The sequence below is a fragment of the uncultured Paraglaciecola sp. genome (assembly GCF_963977085.1).
Lineage (GTDB): Bacteria > Pseudomonadota > Gammaproteobacteria > Enterobacterales > Alteromonadaceae > Paraglaciecola.
This window is the reverse complement of sequence record NZ_CAXBNC010000012.1, coordinates 20,890-38,487: the sequence shown is the minus strand read 5'-3', so window position 1 is coordinate 38,487 and position 17,598 is coordinate 20,890. Positions and strand designations below refer to the sequence as shown.

General features: G+C 40.5%; 9 protein-coding genes. 3 read left to right on the top strand and 6 right to left on the bottom strand.

Translation table 11 applies throughout. The features are described 5' to 3' along the window. The first annotated feature begins 329 nt into the window (after positions 1-329). Together AAC000_RS14265 and AAC000_RS14260 are read left to right on the top strand one after the other, a co-directional pair. A complete protein-coding gene (locus AAC000_RS14265; RefSeq protein ID WP_339723463.1) occupies positions 330-3,386 on the top strand; it encodes a TonB-dependent receptor in 3,057 nt (1,018 codons plus the stop codon). A gap of 85 nt (positions 3,387-3,471) precedes the next feature. Next, complete coding sequence (locus AAC000_RS14260; protein WP_339723462.1) at positions 3,472-4,638, top strand: endonuclease/exonuclease/phosphatase family protein; 1,167 nt, start codon at positions 3,472-3,474, stop codon at positions 4,636-4,638. 223 nt (positions 4,639-4,861) lie between these two features. Here AAC000_RS14260 and AAC000_RS14255 read toward each other — a convergent pair whose 3' ends face one another. Both AAC000_RS14255 and gltB read right to left on the bottom strand, forming a co-directional pair. After that, the gene (locus tag AAC000_RS14255; RefSeq protein ID WP_339723461.1) at positions 4,862-6,277 is read right to left on the bottom strand and encodes an FAD-dependent oxidoreductase; all 1,416 of its coding nucleotides are present in this window, start codon (positions 6,275-6,277) and stop codon (positions 4,862-4,864) included. 11 nt (positions 6,278-6,288) lie between these two features. After that, positions 6,289-10,755 (bottom strand): glutamate synthase large subunit, encoded by a 4,467-nt coding sequence (gltB, locus tag AAC000_RS14250; protein WP_339723460.1) that lies wholly within the window; start codon positions 10,753-10,755, stop codon positions 6,289-6,291. 548 nt (positions 10,756-11,303) lie between these two features. Here gltB and arcB point away from each other — a divergent pair. Further along, positions 11,304-13,649 (top strand): aerobic respiration two-component sensor histidine kinase ArcB, encoded by a 2,346-nt coding sequence (arcB, locus tag AAC000_RS14245; RefSeq protein WP_339723459.1) that lies wholly within the window; start codon positions 11,304-11,306, stop codon positions 13,647-13,649. Positions 13,650-13,715: 66 nt separating this feature from the next. On the opposite strand, the gene AAC000_RS14240 is transcribed toward arcB, so the two are convergent. The 4 genes from AAC000_RS14240 to AAC000_RS14225 form a co-directional block, all read right to left on the bottom strand. After that, positions 13,716-14,267: a hypothetical protein gene (locus AAC000_RS14240; protein ID WP_339723458.1), complete on the bottom strand. Its 552-nt coding sequence runs from the start codon at positions 14,265-14,267 to the stop codon at positions 13,716-13,718. Positions 14,268-14,291: 24 nt separating this feature from the next. Continuing rightward, a complete protein-coding gene (locus AAC000_RS14235; protein ID WP_339723457.1) occupies positions 14,292-15,593 on the bottom strand; it encodes a lipase family protein in 1,302 nt (433 codons plus the stop codon). A 42-nt stretch (positions 15,594-15,635) separates the two neighbouring features. Further along, complete coding sequence (locus AAC000_RS14230) at positions 15,636-16,538, bottom strand: hypothetical protein (RefSeq protein ID WP_339723456.1); 903 nt, start codon at positions 16,536-16,538, stop codon at positions 15,636-15,638. Between the two features lie 199 nt (positions 16,539-16,737). Then, positions 16,738-17,598 carry a DMT family transporter gene (locus AAC000_RS14225; RefSeq protein ID WP_339723455.1) on the bottom strand — a complete coding sequence of 287 codons (861 nt, stop codon included), beginning with the start codon at positions 17,596-17,598 and terminating at the stop codon, positions 16,738-16,740.

The window sequence follows — 17,598 nt, the reverse complement described above, 5'->3', positions numbered from 1 at the left end:
TGGTACGAAAGATACCAGCGAACTTGATAAAAGTCAGTTCACAATGTACATTTTTGTACTTGACCCGTTGGTCAGGTTTGTAAGCTTTATGTTAAAAGATGTTGCGAACTTGTGCAGTTTGACGGAGAAATGTGACAGTTTTATAAAATAACACCAATACTGTTACGAGTGTAATAAAAGTGTCATAATCAATCTGTTAAACTTGATTTAACGGAATGAGAAATCGATTCAAATCGATCGACCAAGCCATAGACATTGACTCATGGCATTCTGTACAGACAACAGTTCGGACTCATAGTTCAGAACACATAAAACTTAGGAAACACATAATGTTTAAAAAATCAAAACTTAATCGCATCGCGATGGCAGTGACATTAGCAGTTGGTATGTCAGGTGCAGCGATGGCTCAAGAAACGTCATCTTCAATTGAAGGTAATATTACTTCACCTGCTGGTGCTCCAGCGGCTGGGACTAAAATTACTGTGATTCACGTTCCATCAGGTACTTCCAAAACTTCTGTAGTCAGCAATAACGGTCGGTTTACGTTGTCTGGTTTGCGAGTCGGTGGGCCATATAAAGTTATTGTCGACTCTGATGAATTTCAGGATACAACAGTAGACGATGTTTTTTTAAGTCTAGGTGAAACATTCCAAGTTGGTCTTCAATTGGATGCAGCTTCAGATATTGAGGTTATAAGCGTTACAGCTAGCCAGCTATCTTCTGGCGCTCTAGGAATGACAAGCCCATCAGCGACTTTTGATTTAGAAGATTTACAAAAAGCCCCCTCAATCAACCGTAATATTACAGACGTGATTCGTATGGATCCACGTGTATATGTTGATGAAACTCGTGGTGATGCTAACCCTGTTCAATGTGTTGGTAAAAGTAATCGTTTCAACAGTCTTACTGTTGATGGTGTGAAAATGAACGATTCATTTGGTTTAGGCTCTAGTGGTTACCCTACAGTTAGAATGCCGTTTTCATATGATGCAATCGATCAAGTTTCAGTAGAAATAGCACCATTTGACGTGGTTTATACCGGTTTCACTGGCTGTAATATCAACGCTGTAACTAAATCTGGTACCAACACTGTTAAAGGCGGCGTTTTCTTTGATTACGGAAGTGATTCTTTGCAAGGTGACACTCTTGAAGGTGATAAAATTAATTCACCTAGCAACAGTGATAAGCGCTATGGGTTCAATGTTGGCTTACCTCTTATCCAAGATAAATTATTCGCTTTTGCTTCCTATGAAAAATATGAAGGTAATAGCATATTTACTCGTGGCACACTTGGTTCTGGAGCAATAAATGAAGTCAATCTTCGTCAAGAAGATTTAGATGAAATTATTCGCATATCTAAAGAACTATATCAATACGATCCAGGTGCAATTCCAACAAGTTTGCCTGAAGAAGATGAAAAAATATTAGTAAAACTAGATTGGAACATCAATGACTCTCACCGTTTGAGTTATACCTACAACTATAACGATGGTTATTTCATGAACACCTCAGATGGTGATTCGAATGAATTTGAACTACTTAATCACCTTTACGAAGTCGGAACAGAACTCACTTCTCATCAATTCTCTTTATACTCTGATTGGTCTGATAATTTTTCAACTGAATTACGATTGTCTTATTTAGATGTCGATAACCGCCAAATTTCTATAGAAAATGCAAGTGGCACAGTTGGTGGTAGTAACTTTGGTGAAATGCAGATTTATGTAACAGAACCTGTTTCTGGCGAAGAAGTAACTGTGTATTTAGGTGGTGATGATAGTCGTCAAGCTAATGATTTAAATTACGACGTTGCTGGGCTTATTTTTCGGGGCAAATACTTAACTGACAATGATCATACTATTACCTTTGGTTATGAGCGTGAAGAGTTAGATGTATTTAATGTATTCTTACAGCACACTGAAACAGAAATGCGTTTTTATGGTGGAATCAGCGCATTTGAAGCTGGAACACCTGGTGCAATTTATTACAACAATGCACCGTCTGGCGATCCAAATGATGCAGCAGCAGTTTGGGATTACGCGATTAATTCTTTGTATGCTCAGGATGAGTTCTATCCTACTGACGATCTTAAGCTAATAGTTGGTTTACGTTACGATTGGTATACAACTGATTCAGCACCTGTAGAAAACCCAGATTTTACCGCGTCATATGGTTTTGCTAACAATGCCAACCTAGATGGTGAAGGTTTACTGCAACCTCGAATTGGATTCAACTATACAGTTGACGATAACACTGACTTACGTGGTGGTATTGGTATCTTCAGTGGTGGTAACCCTAACGTTTGGTTCTCTAATAACTTCTCTAACAATAATGTACTTCAGTTTGGTGCTCGTGGTAGAGACTATGGTTATACAGATGGTTCACGTTCTTTGTTTGATGATGATGTAGTGTATAAAGGTGTAGAAGACGGTCTGCCATCAGGGCCTGGTTATGGTGTTCCATCCGAGTTATATGATGCTGTTGCAGCAGGAAGTGGTGCTAATAATGAGATCAACTATTTTGATCCAAACTTCAAAATTCCTACTGAAACTAAATTGTCACTTGGTGCAACACACGTCACAGATGATGAATATGTATTGCAAGCCGACTTATTAGTTTCAATAACGCAAGACCAAGCTATCGTTTTGCGTGGTGATTTAGAACAAGTAGGTACAAATGACGAAGGCTATCCAATATATGACAGTGTTCGTATGGATTCATTTGTGTTAACCAATAGTTCTGAAGATAGTACATCTTATACAGTGTCATTTGGTTTAATGAAGTCTTGGGATAATGGCATTAACTTAACGACTGGTTATGCCTATAACCACGCTGAAGATGTACAGCCTATGACCAGTTCAGTGGCGTTCTCAAACTATCAGTACCGTGCATTTACAGACCCGCAAGAGCAAGTTTCTAGCTTGTCGGATTATAACATTGAACACAGATTTACTGCTTCTCTAAGTTACGATATCGAATTCTTAGATGGCTACGACACGACTTTCTCTGCCTTTGGACTAATTCAATCTGGAAAGCCATATAGCCGCACTATAGCTAGAGGTGACGTGAACGGTATTTATAATTTCACCCCTTACTTAGACAGCAACAACGTATTGCCGATAGGTAACGAACGTAACGGTGAAGATGGTTCATGGTGGAACAAAATTGATGTACGTGTAAGTCAGCAATTACCTGGTTTCATGAAAGAACATAACTCAAATGTGTTCTTCGTAATTGATAACTTTACCAATCTACTAAATGATGATTGGGGCATCGCTGAGCGTGTTTCATTTAACACAGTTGATTTCGATGATACTACACCGGAATCTCGCCAAGGTGATGCGTCATTGTGGCAAATGCGTATTGGTTTCAACTACAATTTCTAACGATTATTTAGTTTAAACTTTAGAAACTTATAAGCCGGTCTATATGACCGGCTTTTTTATTTGTAATGTCAAAAATGGTTAAACTATGTATAAAATATTGATTGTCTTCTTAATGGTGGTCAGCATGTATTCCAATAGCCAAGAGATTCGCATTGCTACCTTTAATGTCAGTATGGATGGCACAAATTATGTTGAGCATGGTCAGGTACCCAAGGGTGATGAGCTGCAGAAAAACTTGCGGCGTGGTGAACATCAACAAATTAAGAATATTGCAGAAATTATTCAGCGAATTAGGCCTGATGTTATTCTTTTAAATGAGTTTGACTATTCAAGCCAGTCAGCATCAGACGTACAGAATTTCTTAAAACACTACCTGAAGGTTTCACAGCACAATAATAAGCTTATTGATTACCCCTATTCCTATAGTGCTGCTGTTAATACCGGCGTTGATTCTGGTTTGGACTTAGATAAAGATGGCATCGCTTCTGGTACTAAAGGCGATGCCTTTGGTTTTGGTTTCTATCCTGGCCACTATGGCATGTTAGTGCTAAGTCAATTTCCTATTCAGCTAGAGAAGATACGTACCTTCCAACGTTTTCTTTGGAAAGACATGCCAAACAATTTATTGACTACTATTAAGGGTGAAACTGGAGAGTCTTATTATAGCCACGAAGCCCAGCAAATATTACGATTGTCTTCTAAGTCTCATTGGGATATCCCTATTAAAATGGCTAACGAGACTATCCACTTGTTAGCCAGTCATCCCACCCCTCCCGTGTTTGATGGACCTGAAAACCGCAATGGTAAACGTAATCATGATGAAATACGCTTTTGGAATGATTACCTATCAGGCAGCGCACACTCAGCATATATTTATGATGACAATGGAAAATCGGGTGGCTTTAATGGTGAACACTTTGTTATAGCAGGGGATTTAAATGCTTCTCCTGATGAAGGTGACGGCATGAATAGTAGTATCAAAGGCTTGCTGGAAAATCCCTTAGTAAACCATACCTTTGTGCCTAAAAGTGCTGCAGGAAAGTTGCATACACCCGATAATCAACATTCAGCACAACATACTGCTGAATGGGCAATGCGTGCAGATTATGTCTTACCCTCTACTTCACTTGAAGTCAAAGCCAGTGGTGTTTTTTGGCCCAAACCCAATGACCCTTTGTTTCGTCTAATCAAAGACCGTAAAAGCTCATCAGATCATCGGTTAGTGTGGGTGGATATTACTGTTACTAAATAAAAAAATTTCACCACAGAGGTCACAGAGGAAAAGCATAATGATAATGAGTTTTTTTAATTGTGTATCTTTTCTCTGTGTAGCGAAGCGCTCGACGCCCGACGCTCTGTGTTCTCAGTGGTGATAATTCTTTTCTTTATTCGGCTAAAGATCAAAAAAGGGGCATGAGCCCCTTTTTTCAGTTTAACTTATGTCTTTAACTGCTTACGCTTACATAACTAGCAGCTTACACGCCAAGATAATCCATTATACCTTCAGCAGCATTACGGCCTTCGTCTATGGCCGTCACGACCAAATCAGAGCCTCTTACCATATCTCCGCCAGAGAATATTTTAGGATTAGAGGTTTGGAATGCGTATTTGCCATGTTTAGGTGCGCGCACTCGACCTTTTTCGTCCAAAATAATACCAAAGTCACCGAACCAACTAGCAGGACTAGGCTGAAAACCAAAGGCTATGATTACCGCGTCGGCTTCAAGCACATGTTCAGAGCCTTCAACAACAACAGGGCGACGGCGGCCTTCAGCATCAGGTTCTCCCATCTCGGTTTTAACCATTTTTACACCAATGGCTTTGCCATTTTCATCTACTGCTACATCAAGTGGCATAAGATTAAATTTAAAGTTCACACCCTCTTCACGGGCGTTAACAACTTCACGGCGAGATCCCGGCATACTGGCTTCATCACGACGATAGGCACAAGTCACATCAGTTGCGCCTTGGCGGATTGCAGTACGTACACAATCCATAGTGGTATCACCACCACCTAGCACAACCACTTTTTTCCCTTTCATATCCACAAAGTCAGTAGGTGATTTTTCTAGTCCTAATTGACGATTAACATTGGCAATTAAGTAAGGCAAGGCTTCGTAAACACCTGGCGCTTGTTCGTTTTCAAAACCGCCTTGCATGGGTTTGTAAGTACCCATTCCAAGGAAAACTGCGTCGTAACCATCTAATAAGTCTTGGAAAGCAACGTCCTTGCCAATTTCAGTATTCAGCACAAACTCAATACCCATATCCGTAAAGATTTCATGGCGTAAATCCATGACTTCTTTCTCTAATTTGAAAGACGGGATACCAAAGGTTAACAAACCACCAATTTTTTCGTATTTATCAAACACTACTGGTTTTACACCATTGCGTACCAAAATATCTGCGCAACCTAAACCGGCTGGGCCAGCCCCAATAATGGCAACTTTCTTTTTAGTTTTAATAACCTTGGACATATCCGGACGCCAACCTTGTTTAAAGGCGGTGTCGGTGATGTATTTTTCAATGCTGCCTATGGTTACAGCACCAAAATCATCGTTTAAGGTACAGGCTCCTTCACATAGTCTGTCTTGTGGGCAAACACGGCCACACACTTCAGGTAGTGTATTGGTTTTGCTGGATAATTCAGCCGCCTCAAAGATACGTCCTTCATTAGCCAAACTTAGCCATTGTGGAATGAAGTTATGTACCGGACATTTCCACTCACAATATGGGTTACCACAATCAAGACAACGGTCAGCCTGACCTGCTACTTGGGTATCACTCATTGGCTGATAGATTTCAGCGAATTCTTCACGTCTGATGATGGAGGGCTTTTTAGGCGGATCGATTCGCTCTACATCAACAAATTGGTATACATTTTTAGACATGAGATACCCTCTTATTGCACTTGAACACGTAGTTCGGCTGTTGACCGACTAATATGCCCAAGTAAATTTTTAACGTCACTGGTTTTTGGTTTAACCAGTCTGAACTTCGGCAAATACTCAGCAAAGTTGCTTAGGATATTGTGTGCGTGCTCACTGCCTGTTTCTTCATAATGCTGGTTGATTAGACCACGTAAGTGTTCCATCAAAATCACTTTATCTTCTATAGTCATGAGTTCGACCAGCTCACCATTAACGCGCTGCTCGATATCATCTTGTTCATCTAGAATATAAGCAAAACCACCTGTCATACCTGCGCCAAAGTTAACACCAGTGCGTCCAAGTACAGCAACAATACCACCAGTCATATATTCACAACCGTTGTCACCAATACCTTCAACCACAGCTATAGCACCAGAGTTACGTACAGCGAAACGCTCACCAGCAAGCCCTGCAGCAAATAATTTACCACCTGTGGCACCATATAAGCAGGTGTTACCGGCAATGACACTTTCATTTGATTTGAAACTGACACCACGAGGCGGATGAATCACTAACTTACCGTCAGCCATACCTTTACCTACATAATCGTTGGCGTCACCGGCTAAGGTCATTTCTAATCCGCCAGCATTCCAAACCCCAAAGCTTTGCCCTGCGGTACCAGTAAAGTTAAGTTTAATGGGGTATTCGTCCATGCCTTTATTGCCGTGATGTTGGGCAATTAATCCAGAAATAATTGCACCTACAGAACGGTCAGTATTGCGAATTGGATAATTGTACGTGCCACCACTTTTGTTTTTCACTGCTGCTGTTAGGTCTGCCAATAACAGCTGATTTAAATCCCCTTTATCAGCTGGCGCATTGGCACCTTCACTACAAAATAGTTTAGTGTGATCACCTGCTTCAGGCTTAGCCAAGATAGGGCTAAGGTCTAATTTGTTTTGTTTCGAGGTAATTCCATTTAAGACATCAAGTAAATCAGTGCGACCAATCAGATCATCTAATTTACGTACACCCATAGAGGCCATAATTTCACGGACTTCCTGAGCAATAAACTTAAAGTAGTTCATCACCATCTCGGGTAAACCAATGAAATAGTTATCACGCAGGTTTTCATCTTGAGTTGCGATACCTGTTGCACAGTTATTTAGGTGACAAATACGTAAATATTTACAACCTAAGGCCACCATAGGTCCAGTACCAAAACCAAAGCTTTCAGCGCCCAAAATTGCGCCTTTGATAACGTCTAAGCCTGTTTTTAAGCCGCCGTCGGTTTGTACTCGTACTTTATGACGTAACCCATTGCTCACTAGGGCTTGTTGCGTTTCTGCAAGGCCTAATTCCCAAGGACTACCAGCGTATTTAACTGACGTCAGAGGGCTAGCACCTGTGCCACCATCATAGCCAGAAATGGTGATTAAGTCGGCGTACGCCTTTGCAACACCACAAGCAATGGTGCCTACACCTGGTTCTGAAACTAGTTTTACAGAAATAAGGGCGGTTGGATTAACCTGTTTTAAGTCAAATATCAACTGAGCCAAATCTTCTATCGAATAGATATCATGATGAGGTGGTGGCGATATTAAGGTAACGCCTGGCACCGAATGACGTAATTCAGCAATATACTGATTCACTTTGTCCCCTGGCAGTTGTCCACCTTCACCTGGCTTCGCACCTTGGGCGACTTTTATTTGTAAAATTTTTGCATTGACTAAATAGTGTGGTGTCACACCAAAACGGCCAGAAGCGATTTGTTTGATATTTGAGTTTCGCTCGTTACCAAAACGTTTAGGATCTTCGCCACCTTCACCCGAATTAGAGTTTCCACCTAAACGGTTCATGGCAATCGCTAAGGCTTCATGTGCTTCTGGGCTTAGTGCACCTATTGACATTGCTGCCGTATCAAATCGTGGAAACAGGTTTTCTGCAGGTTCCACTTCGTCGATAGAAATGGCTTCGGCATCAGGTGCCAAGGCTAACAAATCCCGTAGACAGGCTATAGGTCGTTCGTTTACTAATTCACTAAACTTTTGATAATCTTGGTAATTACCACTTACTACCGCCTTTTGAAGTGTCGTTACAACGTCAGGATTGTAAGAATGGTATTCACCACCATGGACGTATTTTAATAACCCGCCATGATCTAGGTTTTTACGTTTTAACCAAGCAACGCGGTTTAAGTTTATTTGGTCTTGTTGGAAATCTTCAAAATCGGCACCTTGAATACGACTGGGTACACCTTTAAAACAGATATCCATCACTGAATTGTTGATACCTATGGCTTCAAATAATTTTGAACTGCGGTAACTGGCAATGGTTGAAATGCCCATTTTTGACATGATTTTGTACAAGCCTTTATTAATACCTTTACGGTAATTAATAACAGCTTGCATTGGTGTCATGTCTAAATTACCGGATTCGCACATTTGCTCAATAATTTCATAAGCAAGGAAAGGGTAAATCGCGGTCGCGCCTAAGCCAAGTAACACAGCAAATTGATGGGGGTCCCTAACTGAAGCTGTTTCAACCACTATATTGGCATCACAACGTAAGCCTTTTTCTACTAATCGTCTTTGTACCGCACCTACAGCCATCGCTGCTGGAATCGGGATACGAGATGCTTTGATAGCGCGATCAGACAAGATAACAAAAGCGGCACGTTTATGAGAAACCAAGTGTTCAACTTCATTACATATGCGATTGATGGCGGTTTTAAGTCCTTCATCTGGTGGGTAGTTGAGGTCAACAAACTCAGCATAATAATGATCGGGATCGTAATTACGTAATTGTTTAAGATCCGTGTATACCATTATAGGTGAATCGAACAATACTCGGTCGGCGTAACCTGATGTTTCTGTGAACACCGATTTTTCACGGCCAATACAGGTAGCTAATGACATCACGTGATTTTCACGCAAAGGATCTATAGGAGGATTGGTTACCTGAGCAAACTGTTGACGGAAATAATCATAGATAGTTCTATTTTTTCCAGAAAGAACAGCCATAGGTGTATCGTCACCCATTGAGCCCGTGGCTTCTTGACCGTCTTTAGCCAACACTTTAACCACTTGCTCTATTTCTTCGTAGCTATAATTAAATTGCTTGAAGTAAGTATTCATCATGTCATCGTCAAACATACGTTTGCCAATTTCAGGTGCATCACAATCTTCAATAGGTGTTAAGCGACGGATACTTTTATCTAGCCATTCTTTGTAAGGATGACGGCCTTTTAAATCGTCATCTATTTCATTTGAACGCCATAATTTACCTGTTTGGGTATCTATCGCTAACATTTCACCTGGTGCAACACGCCCTTTTTCAAGCACATTTTCTTGCTTGTAATCCCAAATACCTACTTCCGAAGCTAAGGTTATTAAACCATCTTTGGTTATGACATAACGTGCTGGACGAAGGCCGTTGCGATCTAGGTTACATGCTGCGTGACGTCCATTGGTCAATACAATACCGGCTGGGCCATCCCAAGGCTCCATATGCATGGAGTTGAATTCGTAGAAGGCTTTTAAATCTTCATCCATGGTTTTGTTATTTTGATAGGCGGGTGGCACTAATAAACGCATGGCGCGGAATAAATCCATGCCGCCGGCTAAGAATAATTCAAGCATGTTGTCTAATGATGAAGAATCAGAACCTACTTCATTTACAAAAGGTGCTGCATCCGCTAAATCGGGTAATAACGGTGTTTTAAATTTGCCGGTTCGAGCCTGAGCCCAATCGCGGTTTCCTCGAATAGTATTGATTTCACCGTTGTGTGCCAAAAACCTAAATGGCTGTGCCAATGGCCAACGAGGCAAGGTATTGGTCGAAAAGCGTTGGTGGAATACACAAATAGCCGATTTCATGTTTTCGTCGGCCAAGTCTAGATAAAATTTAGGTAAATCTCCGGCCATAACTAGGCCTTTATAAACTGTGACTAAACTGGATAAACTTGCAATGTAGAATTCTTCATCGTCAGCCAAACGTTTTTCAGCACGTCTACGTGCCATAAATAACCGACGTTCTAAGTCTTGTGAGCGCCAGCCAGATGGTCCGTTGACAAAGACTTGTTCGATTTGTGGAACACAGGATGCCGCTAAGTCGCCTAAAATAGAATTGTCGGTGGGCACAACTCTCCAGCCCACTACCCCAAGGGTTTCTTTTTCTAGTTCTTCGGTGATAACTTGTTTTGCAGCATCAGCTAAAGCTTGGTCTTGATTAAGGAAAATCACACCTACGGCGTACATTTTACTTAGTTTCCAGCTTTGCTGTTCAGCAATGCCACGAAAAAAGGCATCCGGTTTTTGTAAAAGTAGCCCGCAGCCATCGCCTGTTTTTCCATCTGCGGCGATACCACCACGATGTTGCATACGGTCAAGCCCCTCAATTGCGGTGCTGACCAATTTGTGACTTGGCTCGCCTTTAGTGTGAGCGATTAGACCAAAACCACAGTTATCCTTTGAATCATTAGGATGATATAAACTCATTAATGCAAACTCCTTCAACCTTCGACTGGGCAGGGTGTTGTATGTTGTTAGTACTAATCATACAACTAAGATACGTGTATGAATGTGAGGTGGCGTCATGCCCTGATGCTTATTTTCCGGTCGTAATTATTATCGGGGATACCAGTCGAGTATCGAATATTTATACTAAGCAGGTTGTACAAAATACCGAGGATTATTTTATAAATCAATTCTCTTATATAGGCTATTTTTTATTTTTCGTTAAATGTCATCTGTTTGTCATTAAAAACTCTTTTATTTCAAAGGTATAGTTTCTTATTGCAGCTTGGTTATAAGCTATAAAAAAAAGCTAAAAAGCAGAGCTGTTTGTTATAAAAAGGTTAAAAAAAGCAGTTTATTTCATTTGCTGGCTTGGAGAGAGTTGAATTATTATCTAATAAAAGTGCATAAATAGTTTTTTTAGATTTGATTTATACACATTAATGCTTGGCTAAGTTTTGATCCTAGGAATATTCTTGCTAGCATGTCGCGAATTGGTTAAAACCACAGATGTTTGAGACCCCTATATTATGACCTTAAAGACCTCAGTTGAGCCATGGGCAATCCGTATTGCACAACTAATAAATCGTTTTGGGGCGGTAAAATCCAGTATTTTATTCGTAATTTTGACTTTGATCTTTACCTTCACTGGCACCTACTTTATGAGGCTCATCGTCAGTGATCATGCTCATATTGAAGATTTTATCAGTGCATCTATTTTGACCTTACTCAGTGCGCCTTGGGTGTTGTGGCTTTTTAGTGAGTTAGTCAAACAATTGGAGCGCTCAAGAGAGAGCCTTGAGGACGCCGTTACTCAATTAGAAAAACTGCGAGAGGAAGATGAGTTACTGAACCGCACTTTGCAGAATAATATTAAGCAGCTTAATCATGAAATTGAACAGCGCAAAAATGCACAGTTGGAGCGAGAAAGTGTATTCACTGATCTAGAGCGTGAAATAAAAGATAAGTCTGAAAAAGAAAAACAAGCGTCACAGTTATCGACTTTGCTGAGATCTATTATCGATGCTTCTCCAGACCTAATTTATTATCGTAATCAAGAGGGGCAGTTTGCCGGCTGTAACCGTGTTGCAGAACAAATGACAGGTAAAACCGAGCAAGAATTGATTGGTTTAACACCTCATCAGGTATACGACGAAGAGCTTGCACGTCAGGTAGTGGCCAGTGATCAAGATATACTCGAAAACGACGTCAGTATTACTGAAGAGTTATGGTTACGTTTTGCTGACGGTCGTCGTCGTTACTTTGAAATGCGCAAGGTGCCATTTTTTAGCGCAGACGGTACTCGCTTAGGCATACTTGCATTTGGCCGTGATATTACTGAGCGTAAGCAGGCAGAAAACGTTGTCACTAAAGCCAGCAAAGATAAAACGGCCTTTATTGCCACCATCAGCCATGAATTGCGTACGCCACTCAATGGTATTGTTGGCTTAAGCAGAATGTTGCGTGATACCAACCTTACAAGCGAGCAGTTTGCTTGGGTCAGTACTATTTATGCTAGTGGCATTACTCTTGGCAATATATTTAACGATATTATTGATTTGGATCGCCTAGACAGAGACAAGCTTGAATTATCACTAAAAACTGTATCGATAAAAGATTTCACTAAAGAACTCGGCAGTATTATTGAATTGTTAGCGGATGATAAAGAACTGACTTTTGCCGCTCATGTGGAAGAGCCATTGCCAGCTTTAGTTGAAGTAGATGGTACCCGATTACGACAAATTTTGTGGAATTTATTGTTTAACGCCGTCAAGTTCACACAAAAAGGCGTAGTGTCGTTAGAAGTGAAAGCAAAAAGTATAGATGCGGAAACTTCTATGGTGACATTTAAGGTGTGTGATACCGGTGTAGGCATACCTCAGCAAGAACTAGATAAGATATTTGCGATGTATTATCAAGTTGACTTACCCGAACATCAAAGTGCTACAGGCACGGGTATCGGCCTCGCAATTTGCCAACAAATGGTGTCATTGATGGATGGTAAAATCAGTGTCAGCAGTGTGGAAGGAGAAGGCACCTGTTTTACAGTTGAACTACCACTTGCCATTAGTAAAAAGCCGATTCAAGTTGAAACGCTTAAAGTCACAGGTTTGCAAATATTGTTAGTGGAAGACATTGAGTTAAATGTGATGGTTGCCAAGGCGCTGTTGGAAAAACTTGGACAGCATGTAGACGTGGCTATGACAGGTAATGAGGCCATTACTATGGCACGGGATAAACAATATGATTTGATTCTGTTGGATATTCAATTACCTGATATGAATGGCTTTGAAGTTGCAAATGTATTACATGAAGAATCGTTGGTAGAGCAAACTAGTATTGTGGCCTTGACCGCTAATGTGATTAAAACCCGTCAGGAATACCTTGATAATGGTATGGATGACGTTATTGCAAAACCGGTTAAAAAGAGTCGCATCATTGAAGTCTTTAATAGTTTGTTTTGTGAGCAACCTAGCGTGCCTCATAAACCTGCACAAGAACCTAAAAAGGATCAATTGAACCACATTCTCGACTTAGAATTGTTGCAAATGTTAGTGGATACTATTGGTCACGAAATGGTACGTACTAGTGTTAAAGTGTTTCAGGAAAAGATGCCTGAATACTTGGAAATTTTGCAGATAAGTTTAAGTGCTGACGAAAAGGATGAAGTGTGCTCGCAAGCTCATAAAATCAAAGGTGCTGCAGGCTCTGTAGGTTTAGCTAGAGTACAAAAGATCGCCAACGAAATTCAACAAGGTGATCATCCTGCTTGGTGGCAAAATGTCCATGATTGGGTTGAACAATTAAATCAGGCTGCTAATCAAGATTTGCAAAAATTAGTTAACTGGTTGAGTCAGCAAGATATAGATGATTAACTTGTCAGAAGCCCATTTTAATATAACTATATTGGGAAGGGCTTCTGTTGGTTAGCTTGTTACTTGTTAAGTAAAGTCCAATTGCCTTATTGCAATCAATAAGTTTGTGATGGCTTCAACATCATTAGCGTATTGTTGTAACCACAAGTTCATTGCCTCGCCACTCAGCTTACCATCTATTGCTGGGAGCTCTGGAGGCAGTAGTGTCAACAGCATCTTAATTTCATCATGGTCAATACGAGCATAGGCCGAATCGATACGCGCAATTAGCTGTTCTTCAAGTGAGTAGACATTGGTCATGTAGGTTTCAATGTCAAATTCACCTTCCTGCTCAGATGTCTGTATCTTATTATTAGATGAAAGATCTTCTTTAGGAGGGGGCGCTACAGGGTCTGCAATAGTGCTATCAACTTCAGAGTCATAAAAATCCAAACCTTCCATGGCATCAAAATTTAGGTCTTTTAAATTAGTTTCAAGCTCAAGAGCTAATTCAGCATTGTCTATGGGTTCAAGATCATCCAGTAAAGAATCCAAATCAGCAGGTAAAGCGCGAAGCGCCAACTCAGTGAGGCAATTGGCATTTACATAGAGGTAGTGAAACGCTTGTCTAGTAATCATGTTTTACGCTTTAAAATTCAATTGTTACAAAGTGGAAGCAGCGGACAATGCCCATGCTGTACCTAAGCCTATGGTTAAGGGGGTAATATTTCGGCTAATAAACGCCAGTGAATTGACAGCTAAATCTCGAAGAGCAGACAACATCTTTGATAAAATTCTTTTAATAATACCAGCCGTAAAATCAGAACCTTCAACAGCCTTAATGCCAGCCCAAACAGCAGCATGTTTTAATAAGATGTAGATTTTCTGCCCAAGTAATTTTAATCTGTTTAGTCCTTTCATTAATATCTCAGCCAATAAATCAACGGCTGTCAACCCTAATATTAATACAGAGCTGATACCTTTTAGAACATGGTTAAACAGTTTGAACAATATTGATAAGGTTTTTGCTGATGCATAAGCTACCCATCCAGCATCGTTAGTATCATGTAATAGCCAACGTGAAATTAGGGCATTATCATGATCTACTGCATTCGACGCCCTGCGTACTTGATCCCAGCCTAATAAACCTACAGAGTTAATGTATTCACGCATATCATGATTAGCGGTACTCAAGAGTTTTCCAGTAGGGGATAACATGGTCATGTTGTTTGGGTCGCTTGGTCTAGGTTGCAAGTGAATGTAGGGATAAGGTGCAATTAAGGTAATGGGATCCAGATCATGACTTACGCGGTAAATGTTATCAGCGCCAATCGCTTGTTCAATTGCCGAATATGTATTTAAACAACCGACTCTTGGGCTACCAAAGGTATACAGCTTTACATTTTTTCGACTAGTAGCAATATCGGCTGCAAGTAAAGTCGCGACCCCACCACCTAAACTGTGGCCTACGCAGTGCACGACATCAGCGTCTGCTATTAGTCTGGAATCTTTTTTTAGGCTGGTTTGTATGCTATCAAATGTTCGTTTAAAACCTTTGTGCACAGCTCCAAAACTACCAAAGGGGGCGGCAGCTGCACGCAAATCAGTGATAATGTCTGGCACACCTTTCATTTCAGGGCGAGTACCTCGGCTAGCAATAATAACGTGTTTCTTACCTCCATCTTGGTAAGTTAAGGTATAACCGAAACCTGAGCTGGTGCCAAAGCCGGTTGTAGCAGAATGGACATTACCTAACTTCGAAGACGCCATTGCTGTTGATTGTAATGAGGTATTTGCATGCCCTCCTGTACCTGCGTTTCCAGAACCAATCACTCGATTTTGAATGTTGGCTCTAGATTCGACTCCAGCCGATGGTTCTTTATTGATCCAGTCCTTTAAGGTGAAGTAGCTATTAGTTGCAATATGAGCCGCTTCTTTAGGGGTAAGGGTATCTGCTATTGGCATTTCAAACTCCGTTTGAGCTAGTAATAAATTTGGGTTGCTGCGTTAATTGATTAATACCTTTGACAGATCTAAAGACCAATAATATGTCTTAGGATCTTTATGATCGCGATTATCAACAGTGTGTAACAGCAGTTTTTTATCTTTAACCTGCCAGTCTTCGACATTGCCATCATCAATACTCAGCTTGAGAATTTCGATGCCTTGGGGATGGTTATCGGAGAACAACACTATATTGTTAAAATAATTGTGATAGATCTCAGCTGATTTTCGCTTGGTGTCACTGTAATAAATTATGATTGATTCGCCATTTATTAGGTTTTTCTGGGTAAAGTATTGCTCGAGATTTTGCGCATTGGTTTCTGCTTCAGAAAAAATACTGAAGTGTTTTTTAGGTATGTCATACAAATAAAGAGCAATCTTTGAACGTGGATCGTAATAATTAACTGCCACAAGTAATTGTTGTTCTGGCAAACAGGCCACATCAACCACACTGAAGTTTATCCAACTATTAGATTCACTGCTAAGCGCATTAGTTACCACTTTTTTTAGAGGCTTAAGCGAGTCTATTGAATCCAGTTCCCACACATCAAAGCGCGCACTTTGTTGATTATTGACAAGTGCGATAGGAGAGCCAGTTTGGCATACAAACGCGGATTGAGTGGTGTCGATATAATCATGATTTTTGCTAAGCGTTATTGATGTCTCACCCTGTACTTTGACTTTAAGGGCTTTTGGGGTTTGCATTTCTGTTTGATTTTTTGGGGGGAAACTAGTCAGCTTTGTTAATTTGGCGTCCACAGAAGCATGCACAAAAGTGGCCGTCGCTTTGTTTTTAGAAAAAAAGGAAAACATATCAAAGCCCCATACATTTGCTGTATATATCGTAAGAATACTGGCAATTAACGTAACCAGAAACACTATCACATTTGATGTACGCCTAATCACGATAGCCCCTCCTCCAGAAATTTAATTATTAAACTAAAAATAATCAATCATCATGGTTAAATTTCAACTCCAAGAATCTAGAACGATAAACTATCAGCACTTTTCTTACAAAGGTATTTTGACAAATTTACTGTTTACTCTTTTGGTTTCTACTATCAGGTGACTATTCCTCGATACAAGGTTTTATCTGAAAGTTTGGTTAGTGCTTATTCTTAGCGAGGATCACCAATAATATCCCGCCTAGTATAATGGCAGCGGATATCGCTAGATGTAACTCAATGGGCTCTTCTACTAACAATACCCCACCCAATGCAGCCCAAATGGGTACTGATAGTTGTGATACTGCGGCAATACTAGGTTTTAGTTTAGGTAAAACTTGATACCAGAGGGTATAGCCTACTCCAGAAGCCAGAGCGCCTGAAGCCGTTGTGTAAAGCAGTCCCTTATAACTGATATGCAAACCAAAATAAAAATAGGTGGCGATCAACCCTATGATGGCTATGGGAGTGAGTCGAATAAAATTACTGGCAGTATCGTAAAGTGGCTTAGTTGATTTAGCGCCATTTAAACTATACATACCCCAAGCTATACCTGCCAAAATCATTAATAAGCAACCCACTATGCTAGGCTTTTCTAGCTCCGGAAAGACAAAATAAATGAATCCCAGTAAAGAGAGCAATAAACCAATATATTCTTGATTGCCCATTTTATTGCCTGCTAGCCATCCCTTAAAAAGCATAGTGAATTGCACAGCCGCAAATAATATGAGCGCGCCAGTTGCCGTGCTAAGAGAGATATAGGCATAGGAAAAGCCAGCAGCATAAACAAACAAAAACAAAGCGCCAGCGTAACTGCCATGTTGGTTGATATGCCGAATGGCTGATTTGTCTTTGATGACAATAATGATGGCCAAAATGAATGCGGCACTCAGCAAACGAATAGACGTGAAATCTGCGGGGTTTACCTGCTCTGCATTTAATGCAAGACGACATAATACAGAATTAGCTGCAAAAGCAAGCAGAGCCAGAAGTGTTAGCACTATGGTACGAATAGGACTCAA